The organism is Paenibacillus sp. JT31N11, from assembly GCF_056269285.1.
On the sequence record NZ_JBWDNQ010000001.1, the window covers coordinates 87,358 to 106,216 of the forward strand.

General features: G+C 50.8%; 16 protein-coding genes and 1 pseudogene. 10 read left to right on the forward strand and 7 right to left on the reverse strand.

Annotation, left to right across the window (positions count from 1 at the left end; genetic code table 11):
• The first annotated feature begins 12 nt into the window (after window positions 1-12).
• On the forward strand, window positions 13-2,538 hold the full coding sequence (locus AC0YNV_RS00420; protein ID WP_475764937.1) for a hypothetical protein: 2,526 nt from the start codon (window positions 13-15) through the stop codon (window positions 2,536-2,538).
• A gap of 68 nt (window positions 2,539-2,606) precedes the next feature.
• Here AC0YNV_RS00420 and AC0YNV_RS00425 read toward each other — a convergent pair whose 3' ends face one another.
• Window positions 2,607-3,440: a helix-turn-helix transcriptional regulator gene (locus tag AC0YNV_RS00425; RefSeq protein WP_475767241.1), complete on the reverse strand. Its 834-nt coding sequence runs from the start codon at window positions 3,438-3,440 to the stop codon at window positions 2,607-2,609.
• A 35-nt stretch (window positions 3,441-3,475) separates the two neighbouring features.
• Window positions 3,476-4,414 (reverse strand): macrolide 2'-phosphotransferase, encoded by a 939-nt coding sequence (locus AC0YNV_RS00430; protein WP_475764939.1) that lies wholly within the window; start codon window positions 4,412-4,414, stop codon window positions 3,476-3,478.
• Window positions 4,415-4,846: 432 nt separating this feature from the next.
• Here AC0YNV_RS00430 and AC0YNV_RS00435 point away from each other — a divergent pair, with 432 nt between their 5' ends.
• The 4 genes and pseudogenes from AC0YNV_RS00435 to AC0YNV_RS00450 form a co-directional block, all read left to right on the forward strand.
• Complete coding sequence (locus tag AC0YNV_RS00435; protein WP_475764941.1) at window positions 4,847-5,866, forward strand: AI-2E family transporter; 1,020 nt, start codon at window positions 4,847-4,849, stop codon at window positions 5,864-5,866.
• A 197-nt stretch (window positions 5,867-6,063) separates the two neighbouring features.
• Window positions 6,064-7,140 (forward strand): Gfo/Idh/MocA family protein, encoded by a 1,077-nt coding sequence (locus AC0YNV_RS00440; RefSeq protein WP_475764943.1) that lies wholly within the window; start codon window positions 6,064-6,066, stop codon window positions 7,138-7,140.
• A 40-nt stretch (window positions 7,141-7,180) separates the two neighbouring features.
• Window positions 7,181-7,438 carry a hypothetical protein gene (locus AC0YNV_RS00445; protein WP_475764945.1) on the forward strand — a complete coding sequence of 86 codons (258 nt, stop codon included), beginning with the start codon at window positions 7,181-7,183 and terminating at the stop codon, window positions 7,436-7,438.
• 2 nt (window positions 7,439-7,440) lie between these two features.
• A pseudogene (locus AC0YNV_RS00450) lies at window positions 7,441-7,739 on the forward strand (helix-turn-helix transcriptional regulator); the annotation flags it as partial.
• Between the two features lie 352 nt (window positions 7,740-8,091).
• Here the strand turns inward: AC0YNV_RS00450 and AC0YNV_RS00455 are convergent.
• Complete coding sequence (locus AC0YNV_RS00455) at window positions 8,092-8,316, reverse strand: hypothetical protein (RefSeq protein WP_475764947.1); 225 nt, start codon at window positions 8,314-8,316, stop codon at window positions 8,092-8,094.
• A gap of 306 nt (window positions 8,317-8,622) precedes the next feature.
• Here AC0YNV_RS00455 and AC0YNV_RS00460 point away from each other — a divergent pair, with 306 nt between their 5' ends.
• Window positions 8,623-9,648, forward strand: coding sequence for a dienelactone hydrolase family protein (locus AC0YNV_RS00460; RefSeq protein WP_475764949.1), 1,026 nt, complete (start codon window positions 8,623-8,625; stop codon window positions 9,646-9,648).
• A gap of 62 nt (window positions 9,649-9,710) precedes the next feature.
• Here AC0YNV_RS00460 and AC0YNV_RS00465 read toward each other — a convergent pair whose 3' ends face one another.
• On the reverse strand, window positions 9,711-9,917 hold the full coding sequence (locus tag AC0YNV_RS00465) for a YrzA family protein (protein WP_475764951.1): 207 nt from the start codon (window positions 9,915-9,917) through the stop codon (window positions 9,711-9,713).
• A gap of 190 nt (window positions 9,918-10,107) precedes the next feature.
• Between AC0YNV_RS00465 and AC0YNV_RS00470 the strand changes: the two genes are divergently transcribed.
• Entirely contained in the window at window positions 10,108-10,881 is a 774-nt protein-coding gene (locus AC0YNV_RS00470; protein ID WP_475764953.1) for a DUF3891 family protein, read from the forward strand.
• A gap of 343 nt (window positions 10,882-11,224) precedes the next feature.
• Here the strand turns inward: AC0YNV_RS00470 and AC0YNV_RS00475 are convergent, their stop codons facing one another.
• Complete coding sequence (locus AC0YNV_RS00475; RefSeq protein ID WP_475764955.1) at window positions 11,225-13,579, reverse strand: glycoside hydrolase; 2,355 nt, start codon at window positions 13,577-13,579, stop codon at window positions 11,225-11,227.
• A 233-nt stretch (window positions 13,580-13,812) separates the two neighbouring features.
• On the opposite strand from AC0YNV_RS00475, the gene AC0YNV_RS00480 reads away from it, so the two are divergent.
• Both AC0YNV_RS00480 and AC0YNV_RS00485 read left to right on the forward strand, forming a co-directional pair.
• Entirely contained in the window at window positions 13,813-14,460 is a 648-nt protein-coding gene (locus tag AC0YNV_RS00480) for a response regulator transcription factor (RefSeq protein WP_475764957.1), read from the forward strand.
• A complete protein-coding gene (locus AC0YNV_RS00485; protein ID WP_475764959.1) occupies window positions 14,453-15,880 on the forward strand; it encodes a sensor histidine kinase in 1,428 nt (475 codons plus the stop codon). The genes AC0YNV_RS00480 and AC0YNV_RS00485 overlap by 8 nt, the downstream gene beginning before the upstream one ends.
• Here AC0YNV_RS00485 and AC0YNV_RS00490 read toward each other — a convergent pair.
• Window positions 15,839-16,969, reverse strand: a complete 1,131-nt coding sequence (locus tag AC0YNV_RS00490; protein ID WP_475764961.1) for a Gfo/Idh/MocA family protein — start codon at window positions 16,967-16,969, stop codon at window positions 15,839-15,841. The two genes, AC0YNV_RS00485 and AC0YNV_RS00490, sit on opposite strands and share 42 nt — an antisense overlap.
• Before the next feature lie 180 nt (window positions 16,970-17,149).
• Between AC0YNV_RS00490 and AC0YNV_RS00495 the strand changes: the two genes are divergently transcribed.
• Window positions 17,150-18,061, forward strand: coding sequence for an AraC family transcriptional regulator (locus AC0YNV_RS00495; protein WP_475764963.1), 912 nt, complete (start codon window positions 17,150-17,152; stop codon window positions 18,059-18,061).
• Between the two features lie 11 nt (window positions 18,062-18,072).
• Here AC0YNV_RS00495 and AC0YNV_RS00500 read toward each other — a convergent pair whose 3' ends face one another.
• Window positions 18,073-18,807 (reverse strand): LytR/AlgR family response regulator transcription factor, encoded by a 735-nt coding sequence (locus tag AC0YNV_RS00500; RefSeq protein WP_475764965.1) that lies wholly within the window; start codon window positions 18,805-18,807, stop codon window positions 18,073-18,075.
• Between the last annotated feature and the right edge of the window lie 52 nt (window positions 18,808-18,859).

The following is an 18,859-nucleotide window of genomic DNA, read 5'->3' on the forward strand; positions in this document are numbered from 1 at the left end:
AAAACGGACAGTATGTCCAGTAAACTGCAAATCTTTATTAATGGTATCCGGATTGCTGATAATCAAGCTGAAAACCAGCTGCATTCCCTGTTGATCAACGAGGATTGGCAGAAACATGTGGATTTGAACAAGTCATTATTTTTAACTCATCTGCTGTGTCAGGAAAGAATGAACGGCATTTTGCGGGGGATGAAAGAAAATGAGCGCTATGATTCCGTTTCAGCTCTCTTTGGAACCGATCAGTTTCAGCGTTATAGGCAATTGTTTCATGAGACGAAAAAACGGCTTGAACAGCGTCATACAGAGGCCAAAGGCCGAAAAGCCGCTATAGACCAACAGCTTGGGATCATGGAGCAGGAATACAATCGTCTCAGGGAAGAAATCCGGTTGGATGAAGGGTCGGGCACAAGAAAAAATGTATCGGCCATGTTGAGTCATTATGCCCATGAATATGGCTGTGATTGGAAGCTGGAAGATGGTACCCGCTTCCCGGAAATCATGAAGCAGCTGGTCCGCCATCTAGGCTCATCGGAAGTTGAACGGGAGCGTATAAGACAAAAAGAAAAAAGAAACCTGGAGTTGGCGGAAGCGGCTTTGCTTTCCTGGAAGAAAAATGAACCTGATTACAGGAATGTCTCCTGGAAAATGGCGAATTTGGAGTTATTACGAGGAATGGACAGAACACTCAAACGGTTGGCTCGACTTGTCAATGAGCTCGAGAGATTCCAGAATTCAGAGGAAACCAAACAAAATATAATTTTGCTCATGCAGAAGCTTTCAAGGAAAGTGGAAGAAGAGAAAAAAGAGTCAGAACAATTAGAGCTGGCGCGGGATCATTTTCGAAAGGCGCTTGAGGATGCCAGAGAACAAGACGAACGCTACTCTTCCTTGCAGCTTTCATTTTTAAGGGAAGTCAATCATTTAGATTCAGAGCTCAGGATTTCTTTTCTTGACGTCATCAGACAAGTTGAAGATTCACATCATGTTCGAACCGAGCAAGCCCAAATGGTTCAAGATGCGCATGATCATTATCAACGATGTCAAAACACCGCTCACCAGCTCGAAATGCGGGAGGAACAATACAGGCAATTACTGCAACATGTTTTTGAATATGCTTCTATTCGTCCAGACACACACGAATGTCCTGCATGCGGAACCCAAAGTGTCGATGCGGAACACTTGCTGTCGTATGTGGAAAAGAAGAGAAATGACATTCATCCCGGATTGGCCGCGACTGAAGAAGAAGTGTCACAGGCACATGATGAACTTAAGGCCAAGGAAGCTTCTCTTATGATCGCTAAGGACGATTTCCAACTATCCTTGGGCGCAGCCGAACATTTTCTTGAACAAAAAGATGAACAGCTGTTAAAGAGCAGACAGTTTCATTTGAGAACGCTTAAGCAAATAGATTTGTACCAGAAAGAAATGGACATCATGGATCAGTCCTATGAAGAATTTAGAAATCGTCTGCGTGAATTTGGCTTGGAAACGGGGAACCCGACCGTACAGGAGGAATTGGATAAAATATATCAGACCCTGCACGCGGCCATTGAAGAAAAGCTTTCCCAATTGCCTGGAATGGAATTGGAAGCACTGCCTGGAAAGTTGGCGGAATGTGAAGCTTTATTGGCGAAGCTTCAAGATGAACAGGTTCTTTTCAAGAATAGGCTGAAGGATGCCGGACTGGATATGGAGGAAGGCCAGGAGCCGGATTTTGAAGCTTTGCAGGAGCAAATGGAGTTCATGGCGCAGGAGCAGGAACAGAGAATATCCCGTTTGAATGAGAGGGAAGCGAAGATTCTGCAAATACAAGAGGCCTATCGTACCGATACCTCTGTCAGCAGGCTTCAAGCCCTGGAAGATCTGATGACAGGTAAGCGGCAAGAGATATCAGACACTGTCGACGAAATGAATAAATGGAACAGCTATATTGAAATAGCACATGAAGCCATGCAGAAAGTGCCGGAAGCAGTCAATGATTTGAATGAAAAAGTCATGGATCAAATGTTCGATACGATGAGGTCGATTTTTGTCCGGGTCAATTCACATCCCTTATTTACGGAAATGGATTACGATACGGATAAAAAATATAACAATAATCGTCTGTTTCTTACTGTCATGACAGATGACATACCGGAATTGCGCAAACAGGCCAATCCAGCTTATATTTTTAGCGCAGCCCAGGTTAATGCCACAGCAATTTCCTTCTTCCTGGCAATGGCATTAAGGCAGCAATGGTCGCCTCTGGAATTCATAGCGATGGATGATCCCGTCCAGAGCATGGATGATCTGAATGTCGCTGCCTTAATCGACCTTATACGGATGCTTGCCGATCCGCAATCAAAGACAAAAAAACAGTTCATTATATCCACACATGATGCTACCTTCTACCAGCTGATGCGAAAGAAATTCCGTATGTTAAATGTCGGTGTAATCGAGTATGAGTCGTATTCTGAAAAGGGACCGCTTGTCAGCCAAAGGTTCTTTGAAGCAAGTCCCAAGAAGACAATCCTGCTCCTTGCCAAACCGGAACAGTAACAGGTCCGGATCTATGAGAGGCCCATGCGCAATTGCGCATGGGCCCCCGATTTTAAAAAGATATAAGCTTACTGCTTCCTGTATTCGCCGGGTGTCATCCCCCGGAAATCCCGGAACACTTTATTGAAATAGCTGGAAGAGCCGAAGCCGCAGGTCAGGGCAATATCGGTAATGGATTCATTCGTGCCCCGCAGCTGCCGGCTGGCATACTGCAGACGGAGCCTGACGGTAAAGGCCAGCGGCGTAAGGCCGGTAACCTCCTTGAATTTGGTATAAAACCAGGTTTTCTTCAGCTGTGAGCGCCCGATCAGCTCATCCATATTGATCTCCTCGGACCAATGCTCCATCATATACTCAACGGCATCGATAATACCGGAGAATGCTGCCGCATCCACGGTGTTTTCAGCCATCTGCTCCCGGAAATATCGGTGGACGTGCACAAGAATCTGCACCAGCAGGCCGTAATGCTGAAGCTCCCATCCCAGCAGCGCCCTGCGCCGCTCTTCCATGGCCTCCATGACGAGCCGGCAGACAGACTGGGCATATGGAGAAGCAGCAGGGATAAGAGGCGAGACATCCTTGGTGTAGAAAGGAGTGAGCAGGCTGTAGCCGCCGGGCATAGGGCCGACAATCGATGGTGAGAAAAGCAGCATAATCCAGCGTCCAGGCTTGCCTTCCTCCTGAATCAGATTCCAGTGCGGCTCGAACGGCCGGAGCAGGAATACATCTCCGGGAACGGCGTTGTACATATCATTGCCAAGCGGATATTTCATGGCATCGTCCAGTGGAATGCTGATTTCCAGCGCATCGTGCATATGCCATTCATGCTCGGTGTACTGAGCAAGACGCTCCTCGATCGTATATCCGTTGACGGGCTGAATATTGGAATCATACAGGGCTATCCACTCCCGGGCTGCGAATGCTTTTTTATCATTGTTTACTGTGCGGGGAGATCTTCTCCGTTCTCATCCACGCCGAGAGCGCCGCGCGCCATCTCCATATAATCCGGCAGTCCCGACTTCAAGGCAAAAAGCGCGATAAGAACAGGATAGGCCGCCAGCGTCTCGACAATGTGCTCCTGCATTCTTGGCCATACCCGGCCGCCGGCAGTCCGGTAATGCTCAATCAGATCCGCCAGGGCCGGCTCGCCGAAGCATGCGCAGTAAATGGCGAAATCAGCGGCAGGGTCCGCAACCTCCGCCTCGGTCCAATCCAGCAGTCCGGTTACTTTTTCATCCGGGTTTATGAGGATATGCCCGGGGTGCAGGTCGCCATGGACCAGCGACGAATGCTCCGGCCAGAACGAGTCGTCGCTGGTCCAGGCTTGCCAGCGCTGCCATAAGGCGTGGGAAACGCCAAAATTGGCTTTGACTCTGTCCATTCTGATTGAAAGGGTCCGGCGTGCTTCGTCAGGCTGCAGGACACGGATGCCTGCGCTTGCGGCTTCTTCATGGTTGATCCTGTGAAGGGCTGCCATTGCCGCGGCCAGGGATTGGACGAAAACAGCAGAGAGGGATTGCGGGTTGATAACCCAATCGTAGCTTTTGGTCTGGGCATTGATGCTCGCAGCGGGAACTCCCTCCAGCATGGGATATGCAATCAGGTCCGCTGTGTGCACTTTCCAATCCGGCACCTGTACCGGAAGCTTATTGCGGATCAGATGCAGCACCTTGCTCTCATAATCCGCGGAATCTATGACATCAAGCCGTCTTGGCCTGCGTATGACCCAAGGCACTCCATCCGCCGTATCGGCAAACATAGCCTGGAAATCGAGTCCTGCTTCGTTGATCTTCGCACTCGCAGGGTCCAGCTGAAGTCCGCAGCGGCTTGCCTGATCAAGTAAATCGTTGATATTGGGATTGTCTATCATATCCATATACACCTCATTCATTTGTATTAGGAAACTACGAACCATACACAAATAAACTCAAGCCATTCGTCTTTAAAAAAATGGTTGAGCCTGTGATAGAATGCCAAGCTTACCTGATCCGCATGTAATGGATGCACATATGAGGACTCCTCCATTAAATTTCAGTGTGGGCGCCGTGCCCCTCCCGAATATAACATTTGATAGTTGCGGATTCAATCAGGGGGTTAACATAAATGTTTACAAAAGGGGAGACGCAGGGCCCTAAAGAGCAGTTTTGAAACGCTTTCTCTTTGTTCCACTTGAATCTTCTTCCAAAGTCGGATACGCTGTTTCTTGTAGCATTAAAAGTTGCTTTTTTTGTCTAAACAAATGAAACGCTTCGACTGATTATCCGTATAATGTTGGGTGAAATTAGATCAAATTAAACGAGGGAAGCTAATGGAATCATTGCGCAAATTTTTTGCCCAGCCTTCTGCCAGGAGAATTGTGTTTCTTCTGCTGGCCCTGCTGCTGCTGTACAGTCTCCGCCACATGCTTAACCTGCTGCTTCTGCTCTTCCTGGTAACATTCGTTATGGGGAGATTGGAGGGCATCGTAACGAGGAAGCTCAACCGCCTTTTCCCTGTTTCCCCTATAGTTGTGAACGTGGCGCTTTATGTGCTGCTGGTATCTTCTCTGGTGTACGGGATATTCAACTATGCGCCCAAAATCGTAAGTCAGGTCGTGGACATGATCAACAACATTTCCAAGTTCCTGAGCAGTTCGCAAAATGATGAGGTGGTCCAGCAATTAAACAGTGCGCTTGAGAAGGTGGACTATCAGAAATATCTGGGCAGTGCAGTCGATTACATAATGAAGCTGGGAAAATGGCTGGAGATTATTTTGTTCGTCATCCTGCTCAGTTTCTTCTATCTGCTGCAAAAAAACAAGGTTGTTCAGTTTACAATGAAATTGGAGAACAGCAAAATAGGCTGGATCTACAGAGAGTTTGATTACTTCGGTACGAAATTCGTTTCTTCTTTCGGCAAGGTTATCGAAGTGCAGCTGCTGATTGCTTTGTTCAATACGGTTCTGACCATGATCGGTCTATGGATTTTGGGTTTCCCGTATTTGTTCGCGTTGACGGTCATGGTGTTCCTGCTGAGCCTGATTCCCGTGGCAGGAGTCATTATTTCTTTCATTCCCATCGGCATCATCGGCTATCAGATCGGAGGATTCTCGCTGGTGCTGTGGGCCATTCTGCTGATTTTGATTATCCACTCGCTGGAAACGTATTTTCTGAATCCCAGACTGTACGCCCACAAGACAAAGCTGCCTATGTTCTATACGTTTATCATTCTTATTTTCTCCCAGCATTACATGGGCATATGGGGATTGATTATCGGGATTCCGATCTTCATGTTTCTGCTGGATGTGCTGGATGTGGGGAAAACGGAGAACTCGGAGAAATCGGGTTAGAACTGCTGCAGCTGCTGGACATCAAGAGCCCTTGAGCGATCAAGGGTTCTTTTTTCTGGCCGAGGAGCCGATGTTGCGCGAACATCGCATCTTCCTGTGCTATGATAGGATAAGAAAGGCAATCCGATTCATAGACGAAATTGAATCCTGCCTTTTTTGCAAATCGTAATCATCTTGAATATAAACGGGAGGTTTCTATGAGTATAACCCCATTCGGTATAATCGGCGGCGGCTGGCGTGCGGAGTTTTTTCTGCGGATTGCGGCAGAGCTGCCGGAGCGCTTCCAGGTTGCAGGAATTGTTGTCCGCAGCGAAGAGAAAGGCCGGGAATTGGAGCGGCAGTGGCAGGTCCCGACCTTCCGCACCATCCAGGATATGCTCAGACGGACGGCACCGGCATTTGTTGTTGTAAGCGTTCCCCGCACGATCGCCCCTGAAATCATGCTGGAGCTCGCAGCCGCCGGAGTTCCGGCTCTATGCGAAACGCCCCCGGCTGACAGGCTGGAGGACCTTGTCTCCTTGTATCAGGCAGTAGGAGGAAAAGCCAAAATCCAGATTGCGGAGCAGTATCCCTACCAGCCTGACCACGCGGCAAGATTGGAGGTTGTCCGTTCGGGCAAGCTGGGCAAGGTGTCGCTTGCGGAAGTAGCGGTCGCTCATGATTACCATGGACTTGTTTTGATCCGGAGATTTCTGGATATCGGCTTCGAGAATGCCGTCATCCGCGGACAGTCGTTTACTTCCCCGATTGTGGAAGGACGCGGCCGGGCGGGAGGACCTGAATCCTACCGTCTGGTGGATTCCGAGCAAACGATCGCAACATTGGATTTCGGCGGAAAACTGGGCGTCTATGATTTTACCGGCGACCTCTACTTCTCATGGATCCGCTCCCGGCAGGTGCTTGTTCGCGGAGATCACGGGGAAATCAACAATACCGATGTCCGTTATCTCCAGGATTACCGTACTCCCGTACATACGGAGCTAAGAAGGGTGCACGCGGGTCATGGCGGGGATCTGGAGGGCCATCATCTGAAGGCTGTTCTATGCGGAGACACCTACGTCTACCGGAATGAATTCATTCCCGGACGCCTGTCGGATGATGAGATTGCAGTTGCGGCCTGTCTGGCGCGTATGGCGGAATATGTGGATGGCGGACCGGATTTCTACAGTCTGGCAGAAGCCTGTCAGGATCACTATCTGGGACTTATGATAAAAAAGGCGGTCAAATCAGGAGAAGCGGTTACGACTGAAACCCAGTGCTGGGCACAAAGCTAGACGGCTCCATCCCTATTTGCCAAATGACCGGAATACATCTATGACTTTTCATCATGTCATGAATGATCTTGCCATGTTAAACGATACCTGGGATAAACTGGCTGAAACAGCCAAGCAGTTCACGGCCAAAACAGGCAAAGCGTTCGTGGACGGAACGGATCTGATCTACAACGCGCTCCGCGATCAATTCGACGGCGAAATTTATTACAGCAAAGCGGATAAATCGTTGATTGCCGATACGAATCCGCAAATCAAGAAAGCTTACGATTTTACAGTCAAAGGCATTCAGGACCAATGAACTATATTCAAAGCCATTATCATAAAGATTTGGGCATTGAAGAGGTTTCGGAGTATGTGGATTTGAGCACGAGCACGAGTCATTTTTGCGCGCTGTTCAAGCAGATTTCTTGGTATAATATACCTTCCTCGAATATCTGACCCAATGCCGGGTGGAGAAAGCCAATTATATTTTGCTCCATACTGATGTGCTGGTGTATCAGGTGGCGCCTCTGGTCGGCTACCAGGATCCAAAATATTTTACCCAGGTATTCAAGAAAACAACCGGCAGGACGCCAACCGAATTCCGCGAATCCTCATGAATGATTAAAATTTATCTGAACTGGAAGAAAAAAAAGCTGGAAATTGGATTGAACCAGTGTTAAACTCTAATCACAAAGGAAGGAGGTGCGTCAACATTCATAATCACATGTTGAACGTATCCCTTACCCAATTCAGCAGCATCAATTAATCGTTACTGTTGAAGGCGCGGGATGCGGATCAATTTTTAAAAAAGCGCCATGGGTGAAGAGACCGTCTACGGACGGTCTTTTTTATGTTTACTGGAAATGCTGAAAACTATACATGGACGTGATGAAACGGCTCTTGCTCTCCTATAGCAGCCGAATACATAAAAACAACGCAGCCCGTTCCCGGGCTGCGTTGTTTGAGGTTCTATAAATGATCCGTTGGTTCGGTTTGATCCGGGGGGACGGATGCTTTTTTCGGGGAATTACCGAGCCATTTCGCCATAAACAGCATGAGCGGGGATGAGTCCAGATCGATCAGACCGAACATATCGGCCCAATTATAAACAAGCAGAAACGGCAGCAATGCAATACCCAAGATAGCAAAGAGAATTCCGACGGAGAGACTGCGTGCAATTTTACCAATCGTCATACCTTCATCTCCAATCCCAAGTCTTGTCTTTCAAAGTCAACTGCGGGCATCAGATGCTAATTCTTATATTATAACGTATGCTCCTGCTAAATACATCTATTATTAAACGGATGAATTACCTGTTTTTCGGCTCCGGTGAGCGGTGTGCATTCACTTAAAGATGAACAGGCGATAGTCTGGGCCGTCTCGAAACAGGGATTGGAGCAGGCCATGGAGAAAGGTAATAAAGAGCTTCGCATCTTGTGACTGAACGAAATCCATGCAGAAAATCCTGTAAATCATGATGATGAAAGCGGGGAAATGCAAATGTGGACAGGCGATGGGTATTTGAAGGAGTTATATGAACGGGCAACTGAGCGGCGCCGGGAGGAAGCTATTGGGGAGACAAGCGGGCAGCATAAGGAGCGGCTTATTCGCTCACTTCAGGAATCACTGGGCGAATTCGAACGCGCTGCGTCCTTGAATCAGGTTCTGCTGGAAGAGGTTGACTGCGGCGGATATATCCGTCAGAGGGTGGAGCTGACAGTTGTGCCGGGGCTTTCCTTCGGCGCTTATGTTCTTGTACCCAAAGGCTCCTCCGGGAAGCTTCCGGGCGTTATCGCGCTGCATGGACACGGTTATGGCAGCAGGCAGATTTGCGGTCTAAACGAGGACGGGACAGCAGACAGCGGCCCGCCGGACGGCTATCATCATTTTGCCGTGCAGCTGGCCGGCAAAGGAATGATTGTCATCGCTCCGGATGTGATCGGGTTCGGCGAGCGCCGTATGCAGGCTGATCTGGCGGCAGATCCCGGTGCACCGAGCTCCTGCTACAGGATGTCTACGCAGCTGCTAATGCTGGGCAAGACCCTGACAGGGCTGCGCGTTCATGAAACGCTGGGGGCGCTGGATTATTTTGCGGGGCGTGAGGATGTGGACAAGGCCAGTATCGGCATCGCCGGCTTCTCCGGGGGATCCCTGATCGCCTTCGCTGCGGCGGCTCTGGACGAGCGCTTGAGAGCCTCAGTGCTGATCGGCTTCCCGAATACGTTCCAGGAAAGCATTATGGCCGTGCATCACTGTATCTGCAATTTTACGCCGGGGATACTCACGCATGGGGAGCTTCCTGAGCTGATGGGCCTGTTGGCCCCGCGCCCCTTGTTTCTTGAATCGGGCCAGGACGATCCCATCTTTCCGGCGCACGGCTTCATGCGGGCGGTCCGGGAGCTCCAGGAAATCTATCGTCAGCAGGGGGCGGAGAACCGGTTGGCTTATGATTTGTTTCCGGGGGCTCACCAAGTCAGCGGCCGCGTTTCTTTTGACTGGCTGAGACGCAGTCTGACAGGCGAGTAAGCTCCCTCTGCAGGCAAAAGGGAGCATGGTCGGTGCCTTTTATGGCCTTCGCCGGGCAAGCTCTACTTGGCTTTGAAGTGGACGACGGCACTGTAAAGCATTTTATTGGCAAGAGGATTGAATACCGCCTGGTGGCTGAGAGAGAACACGTCAAGCAGCAAAGCCTTATTGTTCTCAATCTGATCATTGATTCTGATCTCCAGCGTTTTCAAATCGTAAGCCTCAAAAAATTCAATCTTGTTCTCAATGCGTTCAAGCGAAAATTCCATGATGAAGCAGCTCCTCTTCTGTATACGTCCAATCATTGTAATACAGACGCACCGCTTTAACAATGCGGCGGGGATGGAGGCTGGACGGGAGATGGTCAATAGAAAATAAAGCGCTCTCATGATGCTTTTTTGCCCCGCTCATGCCTATAATAAGAATAACAAATCTGACGGATGTAAAGGGGCTGCCGATATGATCGTCTATGAGAAAGCGAATGCATTCGTGATGATTAACCAGCATGATCATGCACAAATATCCGGAGTTCTTGCCTCGGAGTGGAACAATGAATGGCTGCATGATCCGGAAAGGAAAGAGGATCTTATATACGCGGCTTATCAGCATGACCGGGGCTGGATCGATCTGGATTTCTCGCCCTTCTGGAATGATGCGAGGCGCTGCCCGTATTCCTTCCGCGACTTTCCGCTTAAGCCGCGGTTCGCATTTTACAAGAAAGGAATCGCTGAGGTTGCGGCCAAGAATCCGTATTCGGCTCTGCTGTGCAGCCTTCTGTATACGACCTTGTTCGAAAGAATCAGGGATGAGGAGACGCAAGGGTATCTGAACGAAGAATATATCAGGCAAAAGCAGCTGCTTGAGCTGCTCGGCATTGAATCCGCCTTGGATGCAAGGGTTCAGCACCACCTGGGCATCATGCTGGTGTGCGACGAGCTTTCGTTATTTTTGTGTATGGAGGAGCCGGGGACACCGGCGCAGGAATATGAATGGTTTGGCAGCGGTGTTCATTATTCGGCTGAACCGGGCAGCGAGCGAAAGATCCAGGTCCATTGGCAAAACAAAAATGTAATTGAGCTGTCCCTGTTCCCGTTTCGGCGGGATGTTGCGGCGGCGCTTCCTTACAAGGAAGTCAGCAAACTCGATATACAGGCTGAAGGGATTATTGAGGCCCACCGCAAAGCAGCCCAGCAGGTTTTGAATGTGACTTTTACAGGGCCATCCCAGGCATAATTTTTTTAAGCTCTATGGAACAGGCTTTCTTCGCCCGCAGCGGCATTTATCCAATAACGGGCGGCGGATCTTGCGGATTGGCTGAATGAAAGAATGAAAAAGGCAGAGAATTGATGTGCCATGAGCAGACGCATACTGAAAAAGGCTTCCGCAGATACGAATGCGGAAGCCTTTTTGGATTACCGGTAAAGTCATCCCGTCCACATCGGCGCTTCTATGCCTGCGGGGGATGCCTTATCCGGCAGCTGAGTCATGGCGCGGACAAGGCCGGGCATGCGGCCGGCAGCCGTAGCCCAGCGCCACAGGGGGGCTGGGTGCTGCGCGCGGTCCGAAACCATGGGAATTAAGATATGAGCTTGATATTGGCAGCGGCGTTGAATTCCAGACGCTGCTTGCCCTCATAAATAACGGCCGATATCGCTTTGACGACTTCCTTGTCCAATGTAACGTCATGAGTGGAGAAATTGACAATAACCTTCAGATTGTCCCCGTACTGCGCGCTTTGCACCAGCCGGTCGTCAGTCAGAATGGAGAATCCGCTCATTTCCCTGGTTACGGCCTGGCGATTGAACGGGGACCAGACCTTCAGGTAATCGACGACGCTTGCCTTGTCCTGTTCCCATCTCTGACGATTCATATGATATAAGGGAGGCGCGTTGTACAGCAGCCCGTAAAGCATCCGGTCCGCCTCTTCGCCTTTGATCTTGTAACTGCCCCACTCCCAATGATTGGTCGTAATGATGGAGTCGTTATATACCAGCTTATATAAGGGAAGTGTATAAGCCGGATCGGAATAGACCTTCTCGTACAGCGGTTTGATGGGCACTGGTTTGCCGTAGCGGTCGGGTATGCCGTCCGCAGAATAATAGCCGCCGACATAATATTCGCTGTCCTCATTGTCGCGCATATCGGGATCGCCCCAGGCGATGACCGGGCTCTCGATTCCTTGGGCGAAAGCGATTACGCTGCTGGCATAGTCGTTGCCGCCTTCCGAGCCGACCACCATTTTGCGGTCCTTGGCAAAATAGCCGAGCCGTTCAAGCCGGGCGTTCAGATCCTGCTGCTGTGTCGTTACATGAGCAGGCGAGTAATCATCATAAATTTCTCCTGTCGCGTCGCAATCCACGAACCAGGAATTAAAGTCGATTCCGTCCTGCAAAATGCCTTCCGCGCGCTGCTTCACGCTGGGCATCGCGAGGGTAGGGTTCAGCTTGCGCCCCCGCTGCAGAAATCCGGCCACCTTTGTCCCGTTCTTGCGAGTGATCGTCGCGTTCTCATAAAGTGAAGAATCCGCGAAGGAAGCGGTGTTCCAGGAGGGATCCGCGTTCTGTTGAATGGAATGATAGGAATCATATGGAGCGATGAGATAGCCCAGTTGATCCGCTTCGCTCACCAGTTGGGGATTCATCAGCCCGTCGGCCCAATTGGACAAGCCGATCCAGGCGTTCTCGATGCCGGAGCTGTGCATGTCCTTGAGCAGATTCGTCGAGTCCGACTGGCCCCATTCAGACAAATCGGCAGCAGTGTTCTTGAGCACGCTTTTGAGCAGCAGCTTGTTCAAATCATACAGCTTTTCCTCGCTTAACTTGCCAGGTCCCTGAGCGAGGAGCTTCTCAGCCTCCTCACCGGGGTTCGGGAACACGGAAGGGGAGTAGAACCCTTTCATCCTCATTCCCTGGTTCAGTGCGTCCAGCACGATTCTTTTCTGGTATTTGTCCAAATAATCCTGCTTGGGAACCTGCTTCAGCACTTCCTCGTACTCGCCGCTGCCGTCGGCTGTTCCTGCGAGCAGCCGAACCAGCCACGAACCGAGCGGCCCTGGCAGCAGGGCGCGGAGCTTCGGCCAATTCACGTCGGCGTCGGTGAGAATGGACCCGCTCCACAGATAAATCTGGGGGGCTCCGTACAGCTTGCGGATGTTTGGATTGTCTCCGGCCTTTTCCTCCAGCGTGACGAAGTCTCCCTTCTCTTTGACGTAATCCTTGTAAGGGCGCACGACCTCCTGCGGTTCGCTGCCGGTCACGTACAGACGGAAGCCGTAGCTTTTGTCTGGATTTATAGCAGGGAATTGATGCGTAAATTGAAATTGCACGGACGGGGATGTGTCAAAATGGACCTCGTTATTGAACTTGTTCGTCACGACATAGACCATGGAGAACGGCGCGGCATTCAGAGCGAAGAAGTCCATCGAGAACGATTCGCTCCAGGTGTAGGCCTGGCCGTTCAGGAAGGTTTTCCAATTCGCATCGTTCGCCGGGATTTTTTTCCCTTCCCCAATGGGAAGCATATAGCTGTCCGCCTTGACGGCCGGCCATTGAAATTGGGCAGCGCCGATACTGTTCAGACGGATGTCCAAATAATCGCTTTTCCTGGCGATGCTGACCTTGAGTTTGCCCGGGTAAGTCCACTGGACCGAATCCTTGCTTTTGACCAGACCGCTTACCTTTTCCTTGGGCAGCGGCTGCGATGCCTGCTGCCGTACGCCGTCCTTGATAATCGTAAGGGCAAAGGTCTCCGGATCCACTTCGAAATCAAAATGGCTTTCCGCCGGTTTCACGACCCCGTTCGTCTGCAGAACCGGAACCTCCTTCTTTACTGATGGGTGGGGAAACGCGGGGGCGTCAGCGCCGCTGCCGCATCCGGTTGCGGCACACATCAGCATGCCTGCCGCCAAAATCAAAGCTAATCGTTGTTTCATGTTATCTCCTCCAATTCTTGTCGTTGCAGCCAGAGTCAGTGTAAGAGAGTTTTGTTACAGGAAAGTGCATGCCGGCAAAAAAAGTCCACCTGACCTGAAGCGGGAGCGGTAGGAAGACAGCTTGTCCGGAGACAGACGCTTCTGTCATACTGGTGTAACATACAGAGTTTATAGTGGGGGAGGCTTGCTGCTGCCTTTGCCGTACAGCGGCCCAGGAGGAAGGAGGTGCGGGCATGAAGCTGCTGCTTGCTGACGATGAACCGCTTATGCTGCAAATATTAAAGGCATACTTTCATAAAGAAGGGTTCAATACGCTTCTTGCGCAGGATGGAGAGGAGGCGTTGGATCTGTTCTATAACAACAGGGTGGATTTGGCGGTTCTGGATTGGATGATGCCGAAGCGGAGCGGTGTCGAGGTCTGCCGGGAAATCAAGAAGACGGGCCGGACGAAGGTGCTGCTGCTGACGGCCAAGGGCGATCAGGAAGATGAGTTTGCCGCCCTGCAGTCGGGGGCTGACGATTATATGCGCAAACCGTTCGATCCGCGCATCCTGCTCATTCGCGCGCGCAAGCTGCTGCAGCTGACTGACAAGATTATGCTCGGCGATTTGACCATTGATATGGAGGGACAGAAGATTTATCGCGGCGGGCACGATGTGCTGGCTACCTCCAGGGAATTTCAATTGATGAGATATCTGGTTGTCAACAAGGGGCAGATTGTGACCCGCAAAATGCTGCTCGATCAAGTGTGGGGATTCGATTATTTCGGCGAAGAACGTACGGTGGATACCCATATCCGCAGATTGCGGGAGAAGATCGGCGAGCATCGCATCAAAACATTCCGGGGAATGGGTTACAGTCTGGTGGATGCCGATGAGTAAACTGACCAGGAAGCTGATCCTGCGGATTACGGTGGCGCTGTGCGCGGTTTTTGTGCTGTCTTTTGCCGTGAATACATTTTTTCTTCCCAAATACTTCCTGTACCAGAAGAAGCATAAGCTTGCCGGTCTGACTTCGGAGCTTGCGGCCATGGAGTACGGGCAGCTGGTGGAGCGGATCGGACCTATGGAGGAGCAGTATCAGGTAACGATCGTGTATACTTCCCTGGCGGATACGGTCAATGACCTAAACAGCCGGCTCATCGTGCAGTTTAACCGGAAGGGCATCGCCCTCAGCAAATTTTGGCTGGCCGAGGAAAGTGTGGTGGCACTGCGCGAAGGGGGAAAGGTCAATAAAATATATGATCAGGCCAAGCTGAAGTCCAGCTTCCTGGTCAATTTCCTGCCTGCAGGCGGATATGTGTTTGCGGTAGGGGAGTCCATCTCCTATTCCTCGGATACGATCCAGATCGTCAACCGCTTCAATCTGTACATTTGGGTTGGCATGCTGCTGCTGCTTATCGTGCTGTCCGCTCTGTATACGACCCGGATTGTCAAACCGCTTGCGAAGCTGAATGAAACGGCTGAGGCGATTTCCAATTTGTCGTTTGTTAAGGCGGATATCCGGACGGGCGATGAAATTGAGTCCCTGGCCGGCAGCATCAACCGGATGAGCGATAAATTGGAGGACGCGCATCAATCGCTGGAAGCGAAGAATGCCAATCTGCGGACGTTTATCGCGGATATCTCGCATGAGCTGAAAACGCCGTTGTCCCTGATTCAGCTGTATGCGTCCGGCATTCAGGACGGTCTGGACGATGGCAGCTATGCCGATGTGATCCGGCAGCAGAGCGAAGCCATGTCCGGGATGATCGACCGTCTGCTGGAGCTCTCCAGGCTGCAGGCCGAGACGTATCAATTCGCGCCCGTCGATTTTCGGCAGCTGCTTGGGGAGATGCTGGTCGCATACCGGATTGCGTTCCGGCAGCAGGACCTGGAGCTGGAGGTGGACAACCGCCTGCCCGCTCAATCATGGGTGATGGCGGACAGGAGGAAGCTTGAATCCGCCCTGCACAATTTTATGACGAATGCGATGAAATATTCGACCGGCAAACAGGTGTCCTTGACGCTTGCGGCGAAGGAGGACGCCGTTCAATTCCGCATCACGAATAGCACGAACACCGGGAAGGAGGCCGAGTGGGAGCGGGTATGGAAGCCCTTCTATGTCATGGAGAGCTCCCGCAGCAAAAAATTCAGCGGCACCGGTCTTGGGCTATCCATTGCCGGGACCATTCTGCACAGCCATAACGCTTCCTTCGGTGTTCTGGCAGAGGAAGGAAAAGTCACGTTTTATTTTTCCCTGCCGTTGCTTCGCCGCGAGCTACACCCAATCAATGGAGCGGAACATGCCGGTCTCGGCTGATTCCTTGGCTTTCAGGCACATCAACGCGCTCAATAAACCGTCTTCCAGCGGGGAGAGCGATTCCGCGCCGTTCTGCATGATAGCCACGAAATTTTGAGCCAGGGTGGAATCGCCGCCAAAATGTCCTTCGCCCCCTGAAATGTCATAGGTTTCCACACGCGGCGTATGATGCATGAATACGTTCACTTTGCCGGTGTAGAAATCAAACTCCAGCGTCCCTTTATAGCCAAGCAAACGCGCTCCGCGCGCGGCAGCCTCCCGGCGGGCAAAAAAGTTCTGCGAATAGGAGACATGCATACCGGATTCGTAACGGATCAGGGAGCTTCCGGAATCCTCGTTGCCGGTATCCTCCGCATAACAGCAGTACTCCCAGCTGCGCCAGCGATCTTTATTGAAGGCGGTGCTGTCCGGGCAGACCCGGTTATCCTCGCAGTTAACGCATTTCAGGCCTGCCGGCCGCGTACCCTTGAAAATTTGCTTGGAGGTCATCGCGCCAATCTCGGTGGGCTTGATCCCAAGCAGGCTGTTGATATAATCGAAGTCATGCGTGGCCTTCTGCAGAAACAGTCCGCCGGTTTCCTGCTCGTCCCGGTACCAGCTTTGGTAATAAACCCCGCCATACGGCACATTATTCACGGCCTGCACATGCTCCACCGTACCGATTTTGCCGGAATCGATAATTTCCTTGGCCAGCTGCACGATCGTCGTCAGCTTCAGCGGAAACGATACCACCACTTTCGATATGGAAGCTTCAAAGCCCGCCTTCAGCCGTCTTAAATCCTCCATCGTCGTGGATACCGGCTTCTCCAGATAAAGCGGAATTCCGCTTTGCAGCACCTTCACCGCCATTGGCGTATGCAGCGAGCAGCGCGTGCCGATTAGTATGCCGTCAAGGCTCTCCGCGCCAAGCATTTCCTCGGCTGTATCATAATAATGGATGCTGTCCATCCCCTGCGCCTGAAGCTCCTCCCGGATCTCATCCTTGCGCACATCGACGATAGCCGTCACCCTGCATGAGGGCTCCTGCTTGACAATCTCCGCAATTATCGAGCGTATGCGAAGCCCGTAACCGATTACACCCAAATTCATCTTGCCATCCTCCTATGATCTGCTTGACTGGATTTACTACAAGTATAAGAGCTTAGAGGCGGAAGGGCTTTGTTCAAAAAGCCCCGTTTTTTGTTGTTTTGCTATCGGGCGACCCTTCCCGCCGCTGGCGGCACGCGGTATGATAGCATTAACGGATAAAACGGAAGGTGATGATTGCAAGTGAGCACGCAAGCAGAGCTGGACGATCTGCAGCGGACACCGCTGCAGCAGACCCTTGTCATTGAGAAGCTCATCACGATGTATTATTTTGAACTGGACAAGGACTTCGGGTTTAACGGTGAAAAACATAACTTTTGGGAGTTTCTGTACGTGGACAAGGGAGAAATCGAGGTGTTTGCCGACGGCAGGAGGCAGCTGCTGAAGCAGGGCATGATTATTTTTCATAAGCCGAATGAGTTTCATGAATTTTATGCCGCCAAGGGCAAAGCGCCCAATGCGATCGTCATGACGTTCGACTGCCGGTCGGACTCAATGAACCGTTTTGCGGATAAAGTGTTCAGTCTGGAGGATGAGGAGCGCAATCTGCTGGCGCAGATGATCAAGGAGGGTGAGAATGCCTTCATTTTCCCGTTCCGCCATCCGCTGGAGCGCCGCGAGGGTGCGGTGATCGGCAGCGAGCAGCTGCTCCGCTGTTACCTGGAAATTTTCCTGATCCGTCTGCTGCGAAAAAGCAGTTTTCTGCAATCGGAGAAGCCCTTGTCCTCGCCAGCCCGGGAGAAAAGCAAGGATGAACTGACCAGACAGGCGCTTTTGTTTATGGAAGGAAGAATCGGCGGTCCGATGAATGTGAACGATATCTGCGGCGAGCTGCATATCAGCAAAACCCAGCTCAAAAGCTTATTCAAGCAGAATACCGGCTATTCCGTAAAGGAGTACTTCTCGAAGCTTAAGATCGAGCGCGCCAAGCGGTACATCCGGGAAGAAAGCTATAATTTCACAGAGATTTCCCGGCAGCTGGGATTCAGCAGCGTCCATTATTTTTCCAAGGCATTCAAGAATGCCACGCGGATGAGTCCTTCGGAATATGCGCGTTCGGTGAAATCGCGAATGAAGCTTGAAACCGGAAATTGACGGCTTCTTTTTTAAGGCTGTTTAGGGTCTCTCAGTAGAAGCTGCTCCTGAATATCTTTCATTTTCGATTTGGCGATCAACGCCTGTCGGGGATAGCTGCCGAAGAAGGATTGGTAGGTTTCACCCATCCTGGTTATACGGGACACTTTGCTGAGATTGATCAGATAGGAGCGGTGAGCCTGTACCAGATGAGGAGCCGGTTCCAGTTTGTCATAGGTTTCAAGGGGATCGTTATTCAGCGTATGTATTATAGATTTTTTTCCCATTTTTTCTATGAAAAGTATTTTATTAAAAGGAATGATATGAATATTTTTATTGATTTTTATAATCAGCTTGGGGTCCGGATTAATGAACAAATGATTGGCCTTCTGTTCCATTTCAAGATTATGTTTTGTTCGCTCCAGCGCCTTGTATAGTCTGGTGCGAAGGACCGGTTTTATGATATAGTCGACTGCACCCATATTGAATGCTTCGATTGCATACTCCTGGCCTGAGGCCATCCAGATCATTTTCAGACGGGGGATGATCTGCAAATAGTCCTTCAGCGCCTTAAGTCCTCCCAGGCCCGGCTGCGAAGGATCGGTCAAAATTAAATCCGGCCTCTCCCGGACCATGATTTCCATAACGGAATGTTCGTCGGGAGCTTCGCCAATGAGCGCAATATAAGGAAGCGCAGTGATAAACTTCTTGACTGTTTCTCTCGTTTGATTGTCTTCGTCAGCAATAATGACCCTGATATTTATCATTCTTGTTTACACTCCAATACTTGTTTTGGGCTGCCCGACGAAAAAAAGCGGA